This is a genomic window from Pseudoxanthomonas koreensis (assembly GCF_041890415.1).
In the GTDB taxonomy this organism is placed as follows: Bacteria; Pseudomonadota; Gammaproteobacteria; order Xanthomonadales; family Xanthomonadaceae; genus Pseudoxanthomonas; species Pseudoxanthomonas koreensis_A.
Genome location: NZ_CP169056.1, coordinates 899,451 through 915,716 on the forward strand (window position 1 = coordinate 899,451; position 16,266 = coordinate 915,716).

At 69.9% G+C, this 16,266-nt stretch carries 13 protein-coding genes; all 13 read right to left on the reverse strand.

The features are described 5' to 3' along the window. Positions 1–280: 280 nt before the first annotated feature. The 13 genes from ACEJ41_RS04185 to sufC all read right to left on the reverse strand — a co-directional run bounded on the left by ACEJ41_RS04185 (position 281) and on the right by sufC (position 16,166). The gene (locus tag ACEJ41_RS04185) at positions 281–1,915 is read right to left on the reverse strand and encodes a flavodoxin domain-containing protein (protein WP_374013535.1); all 1,635 of its coding nucleotides are present in this window, start codon (positions 1,913–1,915) and stop codon (positions 281–283) included. Beyond that, complete coding sequence (locus ACEJ41_RS04190; protein ID WP_374013537.1) at positions 1,912–2,886, reverse strand: FAD:protein FMN transferase; 975 nt, start codon at positions 2,884–2,886, stop codon at positions 1,912–1,914. Before ACEJ41_RS04190 ends, ACEJ41_RS04185 begins: the two co-directional genes overlap by 4 nt. Positions 2,887–2,910: 24 nt before the next feature. Next, a complete protein-coding gene (locus ACEJ41_RS04195) occupies positions 2,911–3,720 on the reverse strand; it encodes a DUF4198 domain-containing protein (RefSeq protein ID WP_374013538.1) in 810 nt (269 codons plus the stop codon). A 71-nt stretch (positions 3,721–3,791) separates the two neighbouring features. After that, positions 3,792–4,307 carry a DUF2271 domain-containing protein gene (locus ACEJ41_RS04200; protein WP_374013539.1) on the reverse strand — a complete coding sequence of 172 codons (516 nt, stop codon included), beginning with the start codon at positions 4,305–4,307 and terminating at the stop codon, positions 3,792–3,794. A gap of 29 nt (positions 4,308–4,336) precedes the next feature. Then, on the reverse strand, positions 4,337–4,981 hold the full coding sequence (locus ACEJ41_RS04205; protein WP_374013540.1) for a PepSY-associated TM helix domain-containing protein: 645 nt from the start codon (positions 4,979–4,981) through the stop codon (positions 4,337–4,339). Positions 4,982–5,103: 122 nt separating this feature from the next. Then, a complete protein-coding gene (locus ACEJ41_RS04210; RefSeq protein ID WP_374013541.1) occupies positions 5,104–7,473 on the reverse strand; it encodes a TonB-dependent receptor domain-containing protein in 2,370 nt (789 codons plus the stop codon). A 644-nt stretch (positions 7,474–8,117) separates the two neighbouring features. Continuing rightward, a complete protein-coding gene (locus ACEJ41_RS04215; RefSeq protein WP_374013542.1) occupies positions 8,118–8,804 on the reverse strand; it encodes a Fe2+-dependent dioxygenase in 687 nt (228 codons plus the stop codon). A 53-nt stretch (positions 8,805–8,857) separates the two neighbouring features. Next, positions 8,858–11,188 (reverse strand): catecholate siderophore receptor Fiu, encoded by a 2,331-nt coding sequence (locus tag ACEJ41_RS04220; protein ID WP_374013543.1) that lies wholly within the window; start codon positions 11,186–11,188, stop codon positions 8,858–8,860. Between the two features lie 678 nt (positions 11,189–11,866). After that, the gene (locus ACEJ41_RS04225) at positions 11,867–12,202 is read right to left on the reverse strand and encodes a non-heme iron oxygenase ferredoxin subunit (RefSeq protein WP_374013544.1); all 336 of its coding nucleotides are present in this window, start codon (positions 12,200–12,202) and stop codon (positions 11,867–11,869) included. Continuing rightward, a complete protein-coding gene (locus ACEJ41_RS04230) occupies positions 12,199–12,744 on the reverse strand; it encodes a GNAT family N-acetyltransferase (protein WP_374013545.1) in 546 nt (181 codons plus the stop codon). The genes ACEJ41_RS04225 and ACEJ41_RS04230 overlap by 4 nt, the downstream gene beginning before the upstream one ends. A gap of 30 nt (positions 12,745–12,774) precedes the next feature. Beyond that, complete coding sequence (locus ACEJ41_RS04235; protein ID WP_374013546.1) at positions 12,775–14,013, reverse strand: cysteine desulfurase; 1,239 nt, start codon at positions 14,011–14,013, stop codon at positions 12,775–12,777. A 35-nt stretch (positions 14,014–14,048) separates the two neighbouring features. Further along, positions 14,049–15,359 carry a Fe-S cluster assembly protein SufD gene (sufD, locus tag ACEJ41_RS04240; protein ID WP_374013547.1) on the reverse strand — a complete coding sequence of 437 codons (1,311 nt, stop codon included), beginning with the start codon at positions 15,357–15,359 and terminating at the stop codon, positions 14,049–14,051. A 42-nt stretch (positions 15,360–15,401) separates the two neighbouring features. Beyond that, the gene (gene sufC, locus ACEJ41_RS04245) at positions 15,402–16,166 is read right to left on the reverse strand and encodes a Fe-S cluster assembly ATPase SufC (RefSeq protein WP_374013548.1); all 765 of its coding nucleotides are present in this window, start codon (positions 16,164–16,166) and stop codon (positions 15,402–15,404) included. Positions 16,167–16,266: the final 100 nt, after the last annotated feature.

Sequence of the window (16,266 nt, forward strand, 5' to 3'; positions counted from 1 at the left end):
GCTGCCGACGGGGACCGTCCCGTCGGCAGTCGCCAGGAATGCCCACCCGGGTTGCCGGGGTTGCAACGTGCAGGCGCACGCCCGCCGACAACCCAGCCCGGAGTGATCGGGTTGGCACATGCAGGTCACACGCAGGGATTGCGTGTCTGGTTCACGAGGCAAGGATGCATCGAGGGAGGCAAGGAGCCGACAGGGATGTGCCCATCGCCCGGTGTTGCACAGGGAGTGCAGCCGGGCGATGTCTTTTTTCGGCAGGCCAGCGCGCACGGCGCGGTAAGCATCAGTAGACGTCGCGCCGATAACGCCCTTCGATACGCAGTGCGTCGCGCTGCTGCCCGCCGAGGGCCCCGGCGATCGCGGCGTCCACGCCCGGCGCCATGCCGCTGGCATTGCCGCAGACCAGCACGCTGGCACCGGCGTCGATCCAGTCGCGCAGGTCCTGGCCGGCATCCTGCAGCAGGTCCTGCACGTAGCGTCGCTCGCCGTCACGGGAAAACGCCAGGTCCAGGCGCTGCAACCAGCCCTGCGCCTGCCAGCGCAGCAGTTCCTCGCCAAAGAACAGGTCGTGGTCGGCGTTGCGCTCGCCAAACAGCAGCCAGTTGCGGCGAGCGCCGGCGGCGACGCGCGCGCGCAGGTGCGCGCGCAGGCCGGCCATGCCGGTGCCGTTGCCGACCAGCACCAGTGGCTGGTCCACCGGAGGCGGATGGAAGCCGGGGTTGGTGCGCACGCGCAGGTCGATGGTCCCGCCGACCGGTGCATGCTGGCACAGCCAGCCACTGCCCAGGCCCGGTGACCCGTCGGCATTGACCATCGCGCGGACCAGCAGGCGCACGCCGCCTTCCTCGGGGATGGAGGCGATCGAATACTCGCGATGCGGCAATGGCTGCAGGCTTGCGACCAGGGCATCCAGCGTCAGCCCTGCCAGCGCCTGCGGGTCATCCGGCAACTGCGAGCGGGCCAGCAGTGCGGCCAGGGTTTCGCCGTCCGTGCCCGGAATTGCGGCGTCGGCCTCCAGGCCCAGCCGCGCCAGCAGCGCCTGCACCTGCGCCGGACGATTGCGCGGGCCGATCTCGGCGATGTCGCCGGCCTGCCATGGCGGCAGCACGCCGCACGCCGGCTCCAGCCACAGGTCGTGCACCGGGCTTCCCTGGCTGCCGGCATTGAGCAGGGTCCGCGAGGCCAGGCGCCATGGTGTGTAGGCGGGCGGACTCCAGTCGGCCAGCGCGGCACTGCCTGCGATCCGGATCAGCTCGTACTGCCAGTGGCGCAGCGCCGCTTCATCGGCGTTGTCCACGTCCACCCGGTCGAACAGCGGCTGTGCACCACGGCTACGCAGCCATTCATCCAGTTGGCGGCCGAACGCGCAGAAGTCCAGGTACTCGCGGTCACCCAGCGCCAGCAGTGCGTAGTGCAGGTCCGGCAATGCCGACGCCTGGGGCATGACCTCGCGCAGGAAGCGCAGGGCGTGGTCGGGCGGGTCGCCCTCGCCGGTGGTGCTGGCGATGAACAGGGCGCGCCGGGTGCTGGCCAGGCGTTGCGCATCAACCTGGTCCAGCGGCAGCACGATGACGTTGTTGCCGCCCGCCTGCAGCGCGGCCGCGCTGCGCTCGGCCAGGGCATTGGCGAATCCGGTCTGGCTGGCCCATGCGACCAGCATGGGCGGTTCTGCGCTCGCGGCCGATGTCGCCTGCGCTGCCGGCCGGGGCCGCAGGAACACCACGCTGGCGCCGGCATAGGCCAGGACCACCACCGCGCACCACCACCAGCGCGCCGGCCGCGGCGACGCAACCCACCAGGGTTCGCCATGCAGCGGCAACAACGCGCCGGCCAGTACGGCCAGCAGCACAAGCACCGCCGCGTTGCCCAGCCAGATGCGCAGGATGGGGCCGATGCCTGGAGCGGCAGCGGTACTCATGCCGCCAACTGTGCGCGGAAGGGCTCGGTCATCGTCTCTTCCAGGCGCTCGCCGGTGCGGATGACGAAGCGTGCGGCCAGCCCGCGTGCCTGGGCCAGGGCCAGTCCCTCGATCGGACCCATCACCGTCAGCGCGGTTGCCCAGGCATCGGCCTCCATCGCCTGTGGCGCGACCACGGTGACCGAGGCGGCCGCGCCGGCAACAGGGCAGCCGCTGCGCGGATCGATGGTGTGTGCATAGCGGTTGCCGTCCTGCTCGAAGCAGTGCCAACGGTCCCCGGAGGTGGCAACGGCGACGTCGTCCAAGGCCAGCACGCGCGGCGGCAGGATGTCCGGATCGGCGTCCTCGTCGGGCGTGGACTCGACCAGTACCCGCCAGTGCCCGCCATCGGGCTTGCGGCCGTAGGCGCGGATCTCGCCGCCCACTTCCACCAGCGCAGCAGGGATGCCGCAGTCGCGCAGGTGGGTGGCGACCACATCGGCGCCGTAGCCCTTGGCAATGCCGGACAGGTCCAGCTGCAGGCCGCCGGGCTGGAACAGTTCGGTTCCGCCGGTGCGGCGTTGCAGCCGCTGCCAGCCGGTGCGCAGGCGTTCGCGTTCGATCGCGCCGGCATCCGGTACCCGCCGCGGCGTGCCGGTGCTGCCGAAACCCCACAGGTCCACCAGCGGGCCGATGGTGGGATCGAATGCGCCGCCGCTGGCCTGGGCCACGGCGAGCGCGCAGTCGAGCACGGCGATGAACCCGTCCGGCAGGCGCTGCCAACTGCCGGCGGGCGCACGCCGGTAGCGGCTGATGTCCGAGTCCGGCTCCCAGGTGCTCATCTGCGCCACCACCTGGTCCAGGCCGCGCTGCACGCCGGCGTGCAGCGCAGGCAGGTCAGCGCCCGGGCGCGCGGCCATGCGCACGCTCCAGCGCGTGCCCATGGTGTGCCCGCCCAGGCTGGCCAGTTGCGTGGACGACGCCGGCTGCATCGACGTTGCGCGCCCGTGCGCCGCCTACTGCGGCAGCACCTCGAGGGTGGCCACGTAGCCCAGGCGGCGCTGGCTGGCCTGCGGCACCGAGGTCCTGTCGTCCTGGCTGGACGTTTCCAGCCAGTACATGCCGGCGCTGGGCCAGGTGACGGAGAACTCGCCCTGCGCGTCGGTGGTGGCCTTGATCTCGTCCTGCGCGTTGCGGTAGCGGGTCTCGCCGCGCACGATCTCGAACTCGAGCCCGGCTGCCGGCTGGCCGTCCAGCAGGACGCGGAATTTTGCCTGCTCGCCCGCGTACAGGTCGTTGGGATGGGTCAGCGCCACCAGCTCGATGCCTTCGCCAACGGGTTCCAGCGCCGTCTTGTTCGGCGCGCCGTTGGTGACGAAGGTCTCGTTGCGGCCCACGCTCTGCGAAACGCGCAGGTTCTTGGCGTCCCTGGGCACTTCGCTGGCAAAGCTGGTGCTGTTGCCGCGCCAGCGCTTGGGCTTGCCGTCCTCCTCCCAGGAGGCGAACAGGCCGCTGTTGACCACGGCGATGCGGTAGGTGCCCTGTTGCTGGAGCGCCACGTCGAACACGCTGCGGTACTTGCCGGTGGCCGGGTTCTGCGGCTGCACGGTGCTGCCGTCGGGCGCGGTGATCACCAGGCCGTCCAGGCGCAGCGGCACGTGGTTGAAGTAGAACAGGTCGTTGGATACGGCGGCGTCGACCGTGATCCACGGATCGGTTCCGGCCAGTACCGTCTGCGAGGGACGCAGCCAGGCCTTGTGCGCGGCGGCGTTGAACGGGATCGCGAGCGAGGCCAGGGCGACGGCCAGGATCAGGTGATGCTTCATGGTGGACCTCCGGGGAGCGTGCATGACGGATGCGATGGATGCGGGAGCGGGGCCGTGCGCAATTGCGCAGCTCAGGGCCGGACCGCCAGGCTGACCGCGCCCAGCTCGCTGCTGCCCTGGGCCTTGCCCGCCTGCGGCGCAGTGGCTGGCCAGGTGAAGGGGATCTTGACCAGCTCGCGGCCGCCGACCTCGCGCGCGGCCTCGACCACCAGGGTGTATTGGCCCGGGGCCAGGTCCTTGAGTTGCGGCTGGGCGTCGGTGAAGGACAGCGCATGCCGGCCCACCGGCCGGGTCGGCCCGGTCACCCCGTCCACCGGCAGGTCCAGGTTGCGCCCGGACTTGCGCCACCACTGGCGCAGGTCCGGCAGCCACTTGGTGCCGTGGCCCTCGGCGGTTTCGCGCATCTGGTACCACACCGCCAGATTGGCCACGACCTGGTGGTCGGCACCCTCCAGCCAGATGGCGACGTACGGGCGGTGGTACTCGGCGACATTGAGCCTGGGGATCTCGACATTGACCTGCAGCTCGGCCGCATAGGCCGGCATGGTGAGCAGGCCGGTGACGGCGATGAACAGCTTGACGCGCATTCGGTGAACCTCGTCGGTGAATGGTGGGGTCAATGGATGAACAGCAGTGCCAGCAGCAACGGCACCACCAGGCCCAGGCCGACCAGCGGCCAGGTCATCCGGCGCTGGCGTGCATGCAGGTGCAACAGGAACAGTCCGGTGATGCAGAACACCAGGCAGGCGATGGCAAACACGTCGATGAACCAGCCCCATGCCGGCCCGGCGTTGCGACCCTTGTGCAGGTCGTTGAAGTAGGAAACCCAGCCACGGTCGGTGCGTTCGTATTCCACCGCACCGGTCTGGCGGTCGATGCTCAGCCAGGCATCGGCACCTGGCGACGGCATGGACACGTAGGCTTCCTCCGGCGACCACTCCGCAACCCGAGCGCCCACCGGCACGTCCAGCGCCTGTTCCAGCCACGCCGCCAGCGCTGGCGGCAATGGCGTGGTGCCTTCCTGCGCGGCGTCGGCCAGCGTGCGCAGCAGCGGCTCGGGCAACTGCAGCGCCCGGTTGTCGACCTGCGGCGCGGCTTCGATCTTCGCGGCGTGGTTGAGGGTCACCCCGGTTGCCGCGAACAGCAGCATCCCGACCAGGCACAGTGCCGCACTGATCCAGTGCCACTGGTGCAGCGTGCGCAGCCAGAAGCCGCGGCGACGCTGGGCGGAGACCGGATCGGGGTGGGGGGAGCTGGGCACGGAAGCCAAACACTGCGGGGAGGGCGAAGTATAGGCGATCAATGAGAACAATTCTCATTGGTCGCCTGCCATGGCATGTGCGGGTCCGGGCGCTTCGACACGCCCGGGCCACGCACGGGGGATCAGAAGCTGACGTTCAGCCCGACCCAGAGGTTCCGCGCCTTGTCCTTGTTGTTGTAATCGTCCTGCGCCGCGACGGTGTAGCTGCTGTCGCCGGCATCGACGAACGTGTACTGGTAGCTGGTGAAGTCGCGGTCCAGCAGATTGTTGATCCGGGCGTTGAGGGTGACCCGCTCGGAGAAGGTGTACGCAGCGCCCAGGTGGAAGACCTGGTAGTCCTTCCAGTACAGCTGCTCGCCGCTGTCCGCATCCAGGCCGCGATAGCGCTTGGAGCGCACTTCCGCGCTCAGGAACAGGTTGAAGCGCTCGCTGGCCTGCCAGTCGATGCTGGCGTTGGCCATGTGCCGGGCGCTGTCGCCCAGCGGCTCGCCCCGGGACGGGCCGCTCTTCTGCTCGCTGTCGGTATAGGTGTAGTTGGCGCGGACGCCGAGGCGCTCGGCGACCTGCCAGCGGCCGGCAAGCTCGGCGCCCTGGACCACCGCCTCGTCGATGTTGACCGGGACGCTGCCGGTCACGTACCCGAGTCCGGCGAATTCGCCGGTGGGGCAGGCCAGGGTCAGGTTGGCGCCGCAGCGTTCGGTGGAAAGCTTGTCGTCGAATGCATTGCGGAACACGGTGGCGTTGAAGTCGTGCCCCTGCGGGTGGTGCCAGTACACGGCCAGTTCGGTGCTGGTGCTGGTCTCCGGGCGCAGCCCGGGGTTGCCGAACAGCGGGATGGTGCCCTGGCCGCCGAAACCGGTGATGCCGTCGTAGAGCTGGGTGGTCTTGGGGGTCTTGAAGCCGGTGCTGACCCCGCCCTTGACGGTCCATTGCGCGTTCATCGTCCATACGCCATATAGGCGCGGGCTGAGCCGGTCGCCGAACACGTCGTGGTCGTCCCAGCGCAGGCCGGCGGTGATGGCCAGCGGCTCGGTGATGGTCCAGGTGTCCTCGGCGAACAGCGAATGCATGTTGTGCTCCTGCACGCCGCCGGGGATGCCGTCCTCCATCCCGAACACGCCGTCCTCCAGCTCGCCGCGGATCACCTGTGCGCCGAGCACGGCCACGTGCTGGCCGGCCAGCTCGAACGGGACATCGAGCTTGGCATCCAGGGTGTACTGGCGGCTCTCCAGCGAACGCGCCGGTCGCGGCAGGAAGGTGGACTCGGCGATGGCGCGGCGCTGGGCCACGTCCAGGCCGGCATAGGCGCCGGTGCCGTTCATCATTTCCAGCAGGTGGGCGCGTTCGGCAACGGTGAATGGCAGGGTGCGGCCGTCGTTGCTGGTGGCCACCCGGGCCAGCGACACCAGGCTGTTGCCGAACGACCACCTGCCCTCATGGGCCAGCGACCAGGTATCGCGGGCGAATTGCTGCGCCGGGCTGTAGCCCACGCGCGGTTCGGCGCGGGTGCAGGTGCCGCGGGGGATGCAGTTGTTGGGCGTGGCCCGCCACACCGAGTTGATGTTGTCGACGGTGCCGACCGGGTATTCCTCGACCCCGCTGTCGTTGATCTTGATCGCGTTGTCGTATTCCTGGCGCGATGTGTCGATGTCGAACACCAGGCTCTGGTTTTCCGAGGGCATCCATTCCAGGCTGATGCCGGCGGACTTGTTGGTGTTGTCCACGGTCTTGCCGCCGCTGCCGAAGCCCAGCGGGCGGGTATGGGTCTGCCCGGCCGGGTCGGTCACCGGCGCGTACACCGGGTTGGATGCATCGCGCTCGTACCAGCTTCCGCGCGCGCTCAGGTTCAGGCTGCCGGGCACCAGCGGGCCGGTGAGGAAGAAGTCCACGGTGGAGTCGTCGCCGAACTGGTCGTCTGCCTGGAAGGTGCGGCCCAGGCTGAGCGAGCCGTTCCAGCTGTCCAGGTTGCGCTTGGTGATGATGTTGATCACCCCGCCCATCGCGTCGGCGCCGTACAGGGTGGAGGCCGGGCCGCGGATCACCTCGATCCGCTCGATCGCGTCCAACGGCGGGATGTGGTTGAACTGGTTGCCGCCGAAGTTGTTCGGGTAGATGTCGCCATGGTTGTTCTGGCGGCGGCCGTTGACCAGCACCAGGGTGTAGTCCGAGCCCATACCGCGCATGGAGATGGTGCCCTGGCCGGTCTTGTCGCGGGTCTCGCCGATGTCCACTCCCTCCAGGTCGCGCACCGTGTCGAGCAGGGTCATGTATGGACGCCTGGCCAGTTCCTCGCGGGTGATGACGCTGATGCTGGCCGGCGCGTCGGTGATCTTCTGCTCGAAGCCGGCGGCGGTGACCACCACCGTGTCCAGGGTGCTCGGGGCGCCGGTGGGGGCCGGGTTGGCGGCGGCCGGCAGGCAGGTGGCCAGGGCCAGGCCGAGGGCGCTGGCGAGGGTGGCGCGACGGAAGGAAGCGCGGTGCAGGCAGTTCATGGGAGGGCTCATGCGGGGAGGTAAGGTGCAGGTGCCTGGACCCGCGGCCAGGGCCGGGGTCCGGGAGTGGATGAGGAAAGGGGAGCCGCGGGGTCGGGCACGCTCCCTGGGCGGGAGCGTGCGGCCGGTGGCGGCGCTCAGGCGCGGGGAGGGGCCTGGCCGGGATGCAGGCGCAGCCAGGAACGCGGGGCGTGCGGCAGCGGTGTGCGCCACGGCGCCGGAATGGCAGGCGGGCGGGACGCTGCACGGATCACCGGCAGCGCAAGTACAGGCGTATGGGTCCGCCAGTCCAGCGGCATGGCGGTCGCCATCGTCGGTGCCGCCCTGCGTGTCTTGGCCACCAGCGGGCGATGGCCGGCATCGGAAGGCTCGCCGTCGTCCGGGCCGGAACCTTGGCTGCAGGCACCGATGCAGGACGGGGGCTGCGAAGCCGTTGCGGTCGCCGGCAGGGCCGCCACGAGCAGTACCACCGCCACCAGCAGCAGCCACGGCCACGGCACGGGCACCGGTCGGGGCTCGAGCGTAGCGCGGTCGTGGTTCAAGGCGGCCCCGTGGTTGGCGCGCAGTCAAGGCGCGCGTCGGGCGAATTCTAAACGGGAATGGTTATCACATGCAAACGAGGATGACTCCCGTTCGTACGGATGTCAGACCTCCGCCCATTGCCTCAGGAGGTTGTGGTACACGCCGGTCAGTTGCAGCACCGCGGCTGCATCGGCCCCCTTGCTGCGCAAGGCCTCGATGGCCGTATCCATCTCCAGCAGCAACCGGCGCCGGCTGTCGTCGCGGACCATGCTCTGTACCCAGAAGAACGAGGCCAGGCGCGCACCGCGGGTGACCGGGGTGACCCGGTGCAGGCTGCTGGACGGGTACAGGATCATGTCCCCGGCCGGCAGCTTTACCTCGTGCTCGCCGTAGGTGTCGCTGATGACCAGCTCGCCGCCGTCGTATTCCTCCGGCGCGCACAGGAACAGGGTGCAGGACAGGTCCGAACGCACCTGGCTGCGCTGCGCGCCGGCACCGCTGATCATCACCGCGCCATCCACGTGGAAGCCGTACTCGCCGCCGCCGCTGTAGCGGTTGAAGCGCGGTGGAAGAATCTGCAGCGGCAGCGCCGCGGCGAAGAACAGCGGGTTGCGCTCCAGTGCCGCCAGTACCGCCTGGCCCAGCTCGGCCTTCAGCGGGGACGCATCGGGCAGCTGCTGGTTGCGCTTGACCTGGGCGCCCTGCACGCCAACCGTCTCGCGGCCGTCGGTCCAGTCCGCGCTGTCCAGCGCCTGCCGTATCAGTGCCAGCTCGTCGCCGGCGAGGACCTGGGGGATGTGCAGCAGCATGGGAGGATTCCTCGTGGTCGCGGCCGGGGCGTGGATGCCCCGGCCGGCGTGGGTCAGAAGCGCAGTTCGGCGCTGAGCAGGACGGTACGCGCGACACCGGGGGTATAGCGGTAGCCGCTCTTGTTGATCGACGCGACGTATTGCTTGTCGAACAGGTTGTAGCCGTTCAGTCGCAGCAGCAGGTGCTGGTTGACCGCGTAGGAGGCCACCGCGTCCCACACGGTATGGGACTTGACCGACTCCGGAGTGCCGGCAGCGCCATCGGTGCCACGCAGCATCCTGCCGGAATAGCGCACGCCGCCGCCCAGGGTCAGGCCGGACGCGAAGCGGTACGTGGTCCAGCCGGTGAACGCTTCTTCCGGGGTGTAGGTGAGGTTGTGGCTGCCATTCCTGGCCACCGGCGCGCCTTCTTCCACCTCGGTGTGCTGATGCGTGTAGCCGGCCGAGACCGACCAGTTCGCGGTGAGGTTGCCCACCAGCGACAGCTCCATGCCCTGGACCCGCTTCTGGCCGGTCTGGGTCGGCAGGCCGGCGTCGTCGGTGACCAGGGTATTGATCTCGTTGCTCACGTCGGTGCGGAACAGTGCCAGGTTCAGCGCCAGGGCATCCTCCAGCAGGCTCCACTTGGTGCCGACCTCCAGGGTCCGGGCCTTCTGCGGATCGGCATTGACGCTGTTGGCGCTGCCGGCCGCGTCGCTGAGCTGGAAGTTGGCGCCGCCCGGCGGCTGCTGCGACAGGGCGTAGCCTGCGTACAGGCTCACCGCCGCCGAAGGCTTGTACACGCCACCGAGCTTCCAAGTCAGCAGGGTGTCGCTGTCTTCGGTGTCCACGGTCTGCACGATGGTGCCGACCGGCTGCCCGCCGCAGGGCACTGCGCGCCGGCCGCTGCCGCCGCAGGTGGCGCTGTTGCGGTAGCTGGTTTCATAGCGGTCCAGCCGCAGGCCCGCGCTCAGCAGGAAGCGCTCGCCGAACTCCAGCGTGTCGAACAGGTACAGTGCCGCGGTATCGGTGCGCCCCTGGCTGCCGGCGCCGCTGCGCGCCCATGCCAGGTCGCCGCGGTCGCTCCAGTCCGGCGCGTACAGGCTGGCCGCCGGTTGCGCGCCGGTGCTGGCGATGGCGTGGCTGTGCTGCTCCTCGCGGGTCAGCTCCAGGCCGGTGCTGAGGTTGTGTTGCACGCCGCCGGTGGCGAAGTCGGCGCGTAGGTTGAGCTGGTTGGTGAGGATGCGGTTGCGCTGGTCCTTGAACGTGGGAAGGCTGCGCGCCACGGTGTAGCTGGACAGGTCCGCCGGATTGGTCCAGCCGATGTTGCCCGCCTGCGGATCGGCGGCATTGCCGCCGGTGGTCATGAACGCGCTCAGCAGGTAGTCCTGCACGGTCTGGCCCCAGCGCAGGGTGTTGCTCAGCTTCAGCGTGTCCGAGAAATCGTGTTCGACCCGGAAGGTGGCCATCTGCGCGGTCACCTCGTCGTGGTCGTCGCCGGTGCCGTAGAAGTTTTCCGGGTCGACCGGATGCCCGACCAGTGCTTCCAGCCCCGGCTGCGGCTCCCAGCCCGGCAGGCCGATGGTGGGCACGAAACCGTCCGGGACATTGTCCTGCTCCACGTACAGCAGGTTGAGGTAGTAGCGGGTATCGCTGCCCAGCCCGAAGGCCAGCGAGGTGGCCAGGCCATGGCGCTGGTTGTCGACATGGTCGCGGCCAGGCACGTCGCTGTCCTGCCACATCGCGTTCACGCGCAGCGCGGTGCCGGGCAGGCCGGCGAAGGCATGGTTCCAGTCGGCGGTGGCGCGCTTCTGGCCCTGGTCGCCGGCGCTGAGGGTGGCGCTGGTGGCGTCATGCAGGTTGGCATGCTTGCTGACCATGTTGATCGCACCGGTCGGCGAGGAGCGGCCGTTGTCGGTGCCGGCCGGGCCCTTGGTCACCTCCACTTGCCCGGTGTTGAACACATCACGCGAGATCGAGCCCAGGTCGCGCACACCATCGACGTAGATGCTGTTGGAACTGTCGAAGCCGCGCATGTAGACCGCATCGCCGGTGGCGGTGTTGCCGTTCTCGCCGGCGTAGAACGTGCCCACGCCGGGGCTGTTGCGCAGCGCCTCGGCCAGGGTGGTGGCGCCCTGCTGGTTGAACAGCTCGGCGGTGATGACCTGGATGGTCTGCGGCGTGTCCTGCAGGGGCTGGGTGAACTTGGGCGAGGCCATGCGCTCGGCCTTGTAGCCGAGCACGCCGTTGACCTGCACGCCGTCCAGGGTAGTGGCCTGGCCGGCGGCGGCGAGGTCGGGCGCGGCGGCGGCCGGCGCCGCCAGGGCCAGGCCGGTCAGCAGGGTCGCGGTGGCCAGGCCGCACTGGGCGGGGGAAGCGTGCTTGCGGTTGGTGATGTGGCTCATGGGGGGTCCATTGCAGGAGGAAAGAGGGATCAGCGCCGCAGGCGGCAGCCGTCATGGCGCCGCACGCGGGCATCGCGTCGGAAGCGGGAGGGATATCTGGGGAGTGATGGCCGCGCGGCGCGTGGAACGCGCCCATGGCGGCGGAGTCAGGCGGCCGGAGGGCCCTGGCTGCGATAGCGCGGATGCGGGCGCCCACCGGCACGCGGCGCGTCGGGCACGGCGACCGGACGGTCGCGGCGCCGGTGTGGCGGGACAGCGGCCGTCCGGGTGCCTGACTCACCGGCTTCGTGAGTCCCGTCCACTGGTGCGGCATCGACATGGGCCGGGGCCGGAGTGGATGCAGTTGCATCACCGGTGCGGGTGTCGGTGTCGGCGGGCAGGCCCGGTGCCGCCGTGGCGACGCAGGCGACCGTGGCGTCCGCCCGGTGAGCGTCCGCCGATGCCGGGCTGCCTGCCAGCGCGCCCGCCAGCAGCACGATGCCCAGCCAGACCGCCGCAAGGCAGGTCAGGCGTCCGGATCGTGATCGTGCGGGAAACAGGAAGCGTGGCAAGGCGCGGGCACCGGAGACTGATCGGGAATGATCAGAAGCCACGCATGTTAATGAGATCGATTCCTGTTTGCAATTGGGGCTGCATGCGGCCTTGCGCGGACAGCGCCCGTGGAGGCATCGTCGGATGCTAGTCCCGGTCGTCGCGGGTCCAGATCCCGCCGTGCTCGACCTTGACCGGGAACTTGGGCACCGGCGAATACGCCGGCGCGCACAGCGCACGGCCGTCGCGCAGGTCGAAGCGGGCACCATGCAGGACGCACTCGACGCTGCCTTCGGCCGGATCGAGCACGCCCGCGGACAGTTCGAAATCCTCATGGCTGCAACGGTCTTCCACGGCGTACAGGTCACCGTCCAGGTTGACCACCAGGATGGCCGTGCCGGTTACCTCGTCGAACACCGGGCGCATCTCGCCGGGCAGCAGTTCGGCGCTGGTGCACACGAAGGTCCAGGTCGGGGCATTCATGCGGTCGGTTCCATGTGCAGGGTCTTTTCCAGCAACTCCAGGCGCAGGTCCGCGCGCAGCGGGATGCCGAAGCGCTCGTCGCCGTAGGGGAACGGCCGGTGGATGCCGGTGCGGGCGTAGCCACGGCGCAGGTAGAAGGCGATCAGGCTTTCGCGCAGGTCGATCACCGCCATGCGCATGCACCCCAGGCCCCATTGCTCGCGCGCGATGCGCTCGGCCTCGGCCAGGATCGCCTTGCCGGCGCCGCCGCCCTGCTGCGCGGGCCGCACCGCGAACATGCCGAAGTAGCAGGCATCGTCCTCCGCGGCGATGTGCGCGCAGGCCAGCAATCCATCGCCATCGCGTTCACCCAGCAGGACCATGCTGCGCGGCCGGCTGATGTCGGCGGCCAGTATGTCCGGATGGATCCGCGGGCCGTCGAGGATATCGGCCTCGGTGGTCCAGCCCTGGCGGCTTTCAGGGCCGCGGTAGGCGGAGGTGACCAGTTTGATCACCGCCGGGATGTCGGCTTCGGTGGCAGCGCGGAATGCAATGGAATCCATGCCCGTATTGTAGGGCGCGGCGTGCGCCGGTCACGAGGCCAGCAGGCGCCGGGTCTTGTCCAGGGCGGCTGCGAAGCGCTCGATTTCCTCGTGGGTGTTGTAGAACGCCAGCGACGCGCGCACGGTGGCGGCCACCCCGAAAAACTGCAGCAGCGGATGCGCGCAGTGCTGGCCCGAGCGTACCGCCACGCCTTCCAGGTCAAGCAGGGTGGCCAGGTCGTGCGCATGCGCGCCCTCGACCAGGAACGAGATCACCGCCGCCTTGTGTGGCGCGGTGCCGAAGATGCGCAGTCCCGGGATCGCCTGCAGCGCTTCGGTGGCATGGGCAAGGAGCTCGGCCTCGCGTGCGGCGATGCGCTCCATGCCCACCGATTCCAGGTAGTCCACCGCCGCGCCCAGGCCGACGAAGCCGGCGATGTTGGGCGTGCCTGCCTCGAACCTGTGCGGCGGGTCGTTGAACACGGTGCCGTCGAAGCTGACTTCCTTGATCATCTCGCCGCCGCCGATGAACGGCGGCATCGCCTGCAGGTGCTCGCGCCGCGCCCACAGCGCGCCGGTGCCGGTGGGGGCGCACATCTTGTGGCCGGTGACGGCGTAGAAGTCGCAGCCGATGGCGGCCACGTCCAGCTTCATGTGCGGCGCGGCCTGGGAGCCGTCGACCACGGTGGTGATGCCGTGCCGGCGTGCCTGGCGGCAGATCTCGCGCACCGGGTTGACCGTGCCCAGCACGTTGGAGACATGCGCCACCGCCAGCAGTTTCACCTGCGGGGTCATCGCCTTGTACAGCGCGTCCAGGTCCAGGCTGCCGTCGGGCAGGATCCCGGCCACCTGCACCGTGGCGCCGGTGCGCTGGGCGACGAGCTGCCACGGCACGATGTTGGCGTGGTGCTCCATCCGCGAGACCAGGATCACGTCGCCGGGCTTGAGCCGCGGCAGCGCCCAGGAATAGGCCACCAGGTTGATCGCGAAGGTGGTGCCGCTGCACAGCACCAGCTCGTCGCTGCGCACGCTCAGGAAACGCGCCAGGGTGCCGCGCGCGCCCTCGTAGGCCTCGGTGGCCTCGGTGCCCAGCGCGTGCACCGCGCGGCTGACATTGGCGTTCTGGCGCCGGTAGAACGCGTCCTGCGAGGCGATCACCGGCAGCGGCTTCTGCCCGGTGTTGGCATTGTCGAAATAGACCAGCGGCTTGCCGTGGACCTCGCGCATCAGCAGCGGGAAATCGGCGCGGATTCGGGCCCAGTCGACCTCGTTGCCCTCGTGTGCGGGCATGGCGGCATCGTGCACGGCGGCTTGCGGCATCACGCTCATGCCGACGCGCCGTCGCTGCCCAGCGAGGCGGCCAGTGCCGCATCCAGGCGCGCCAGCAACATCTGGCGCAGGCCGTCATCCTCCAGCGCCAGCAGCGGCTCGCGGCAGAAGGCCACGGTGAGCAGGCGCTGCGCCTGGGCCTGCGGGATGCCGCGCGAACGCAGGTAGAACTGGGCATCGGCGTCGAGCTGGCCGACGGTGGCGCCATGCGCGGCCTGGACCTCGTCGGCGTCGATCACCAGCACCGGTTGGGTATCGATTTCCGCATCGGCCGACAGCAGCAGGTTCTTGTTGGAGAGCATCGCATCGGTGCCGTCGGCGCCCGGGCGGATGCCGATGCCGCCGTGGAACACCACCTTGCTGCGACCGGACGCGGTGCCGCGCCAGAGCAGTTCGCAGGCCGTGTCGCGGGCGATGTGCTCGATGCCCAGGCGGGTGTCGACGTGGCGGCGGCCGTCGCCCAGCAGTACGCCATTGGCCAGCAGCCGGGCGCCGTCGCCTTCCAGGCGCACGTTGAGTTCGTGCCGGCTCAGGGCCGCGCCCAGTTCCAGGTCGAAGCGGCGGTATTGCGCCTGCCGCGCCAGCACCGCGTCGGTGCGCGCGAACCGGGTGGCGCGGGCGGCGTCGTGCTGCACGCAGGCGTGGCGGACCACCGCCTCCGCGCCCAGGTGCAGGTGCAGGACCTCGTTGCTCAGGTGGGCGTGATCGCCGGCGCCAAACTGGTACTCCACGATGTCCAGGGCGGCGCCCTCGCGCAGCTCGATGAAGTGGCGCAGGTGCCAGGCGCGGTCGCCGGACTGGGGCACGCCGATGAAGACCAGGTGCAGCGGGGCCGGCGCCCGCACCCCGGCTTCCAGGCGCACGACCGCGCCCTCGTCGGCCAGGGCCGCGTTGGCGCGGGCGAAGACCTCGCTGCGCTGGCTGTAGCGGCGGGCCAGGAAATTGGCGTCGCGGGGTTCGCCGCTGGCCAGCACCCGCGACAGCGCTTCGACCACCGCGCCATCGGGCAGCCCGGACAGGTCGCTGTGCGCGGCATCGAAGCGGCCGTTGGCGAACACCATGCGCGGGCAGGGGATGTCGGCCAGCAGCGCCGGATCCAGCGCAGGCGGCGCGGCATCGGCAGCGGCGAAGGTGCGGCGCTCCAGGGTGCGCAGGGGGGTGTACTTCCAGGCCTCGTCGCGCGGACCGGGCAGGCCGTCGGCCAGCAGCGCGTCCAGGGCCTGGCGGCGGCCCTGGCCAAGCTGCTGGGCATCGGGCTCGGGCAGCCCGGAAAAAGTGTCGCGGAAGGAATCAAGCAGCGCGTTCATGGGCAATCCGGAGTCGCAATGGCAGGGAGTGCAGGCGGTGCATCAGGCAACCTTTTCCGGCACCACGCGGTCCTTCAGCCAGGCGTAGCCATGCTTTTCCAGCTCAAGCGCCAGCTCCGGGCCGCCGGTCTGGGCGATCCGGCCATCGGCCAGCACGTGCACCACGTCCGGCTTGATGTAGTCGAGCAGGCGCTGGTAATGAGTGATGACCAGGAACGAGCGGTCAGGCGAGCGCAGTGCGTTGACGCCGTCGGCCACGGTCCGCAGCGCGTCGATGTCCAGGCCCGAGTCGGTCTCGTCCAGGATCGCCAGCTTCGGTTCCAGCACGGCCAGCTGGAAGATCTCGTTGCGCTTCTTCTCGCCGCCGGAAAAGCCTTCGTTGAGGCCGCGGTGCAGCAGTTCGTCCTTCAGGTGCAGGATCGCCAGCTTCTCGCGCACCAGCTTGAGGAACTGCATCGAGTCCAGCTCGGCCTCGCCGCGCGCCTTGCGCTGGGCGTTGAGCGCACTGCGCAGGAAGTAGGTGTTGTTGACCCCGGGGATCTCCACCGGGTATTGGAACGCCAGGAACAGGCCGGCGGCGGCGCGCTCTTCCGGCTCCAGTTCCAGCAGCGCACGGCCGTCGAACTGGACCGAGCCGGCGGTCACCTCGTAGCCCTCGCGCCCGGCCAGCACGTTGCCCAGGGTGGACTTGCCGGCGCCGTTGGGCCCCATGAGTGCGTGTACCTGGCCCGGCTTCACGTCCAGCGAGAGGCCCTTGAGGATGTCGTTGCCGGCGATGCTGGCATGCAGGTTGTCGATCTTGAGCATGTGTTTTCTCGTGTCCCGTCCTTCGGGGTGGACTGCAGGAGCAGCGGAATCGGTGGACCGCCGCGCGGTGGTCGCCTGTGTTCCGATCGCGGTTGCCGCG

Bases quoted from the DNA above. Each gene is read 5' to 3' on its own strand.
- ACEJ41_RS04185 (WP_374013535.1), bottom strand. From the start codon at position 1,915: ATGAGTACCGCTGCCGCTCCAGGCATCGGCCCCATCCTGCGCATCTGG.
- ACEJ41_RS04190 (WP_374013537.1), bottom strand. From the start codon at position 2,886: ATGCAGCCGGCGTCGTCCACGCAACTGGCCAGCCTGGGCGGGCACACC.
- ACEJ41_RS04195 (WP_374013538.1), bottom strand. From the start codon at position 3,720: ATGAAGCATCACCTGATCCTGGCCGTCGCCCTGGCCTCGCTCGCGATC.
- ACEJ41_RS04200 (WP_374013539.1), bottom strand. From the start codon at position 4,307: ATGCGCGTCAAGCTGTTCATCGCCGTCACCGGCCTGCTCACCATGCCG.
- ACEJ41_RS04210 (WP_374013541.1), bottom strand. From the start codon at position 7,473: ATGAACTGCCTGCACCGCGCTTCCTTCCGTCGCGCCACCCTCGCCAGC.
- ACEJ41_RS04215 (WP_374013542.1), bottom strand. From the start codon at position 8,804: ATGCTGCTGCACATCCCCCAGGTCCTCGCCGGCGACGAGCTGGCACTG.
- ACEJ41_RS04220 (WP_374013543.1), bottom strand. From the start codon at position 11,188: ATGAGCCACATCACCAACCGCAAGCACGCTTCCCCCGCCCAGTGCGGC.
- ACEJ41_RS04225 (WP_374013544.1), bottom strand. From the start codon at position 12,202: ATGAATGCCCCGACCTGGACCTTCGTGTGCACCAGCGCCGAACTGCTG.
- ACEJ41_RS04230 (WP_374013545.1), bottom strand. From the start codon at position 12,744: ATGGATTCCATTGCATTCCGCGCTGCCACCGAAGCCGACATCCCGGCG.
- ACEJ41_RS04235 (WP_374013546.1), bottom strand. From the start codon at position 14,013: ATGCCCGCACACGAGGGCAACGAGGTCGACTGGGCCCGAATCCGCGCC.
- sufD (WP_374013547.1), bottom strand. From the start codon at position 15,359: ATGAACGCGCTGCTTGATTCCTTCCGCGACACTTTTTCCGGGCTGCCC.
- sufC (WP_374013548.1), bottom strand. From the start codon at position 16,166: ATGCTCAAGATCGACAACCTGCATGCCAGCATCGCCGGCAACGACATC.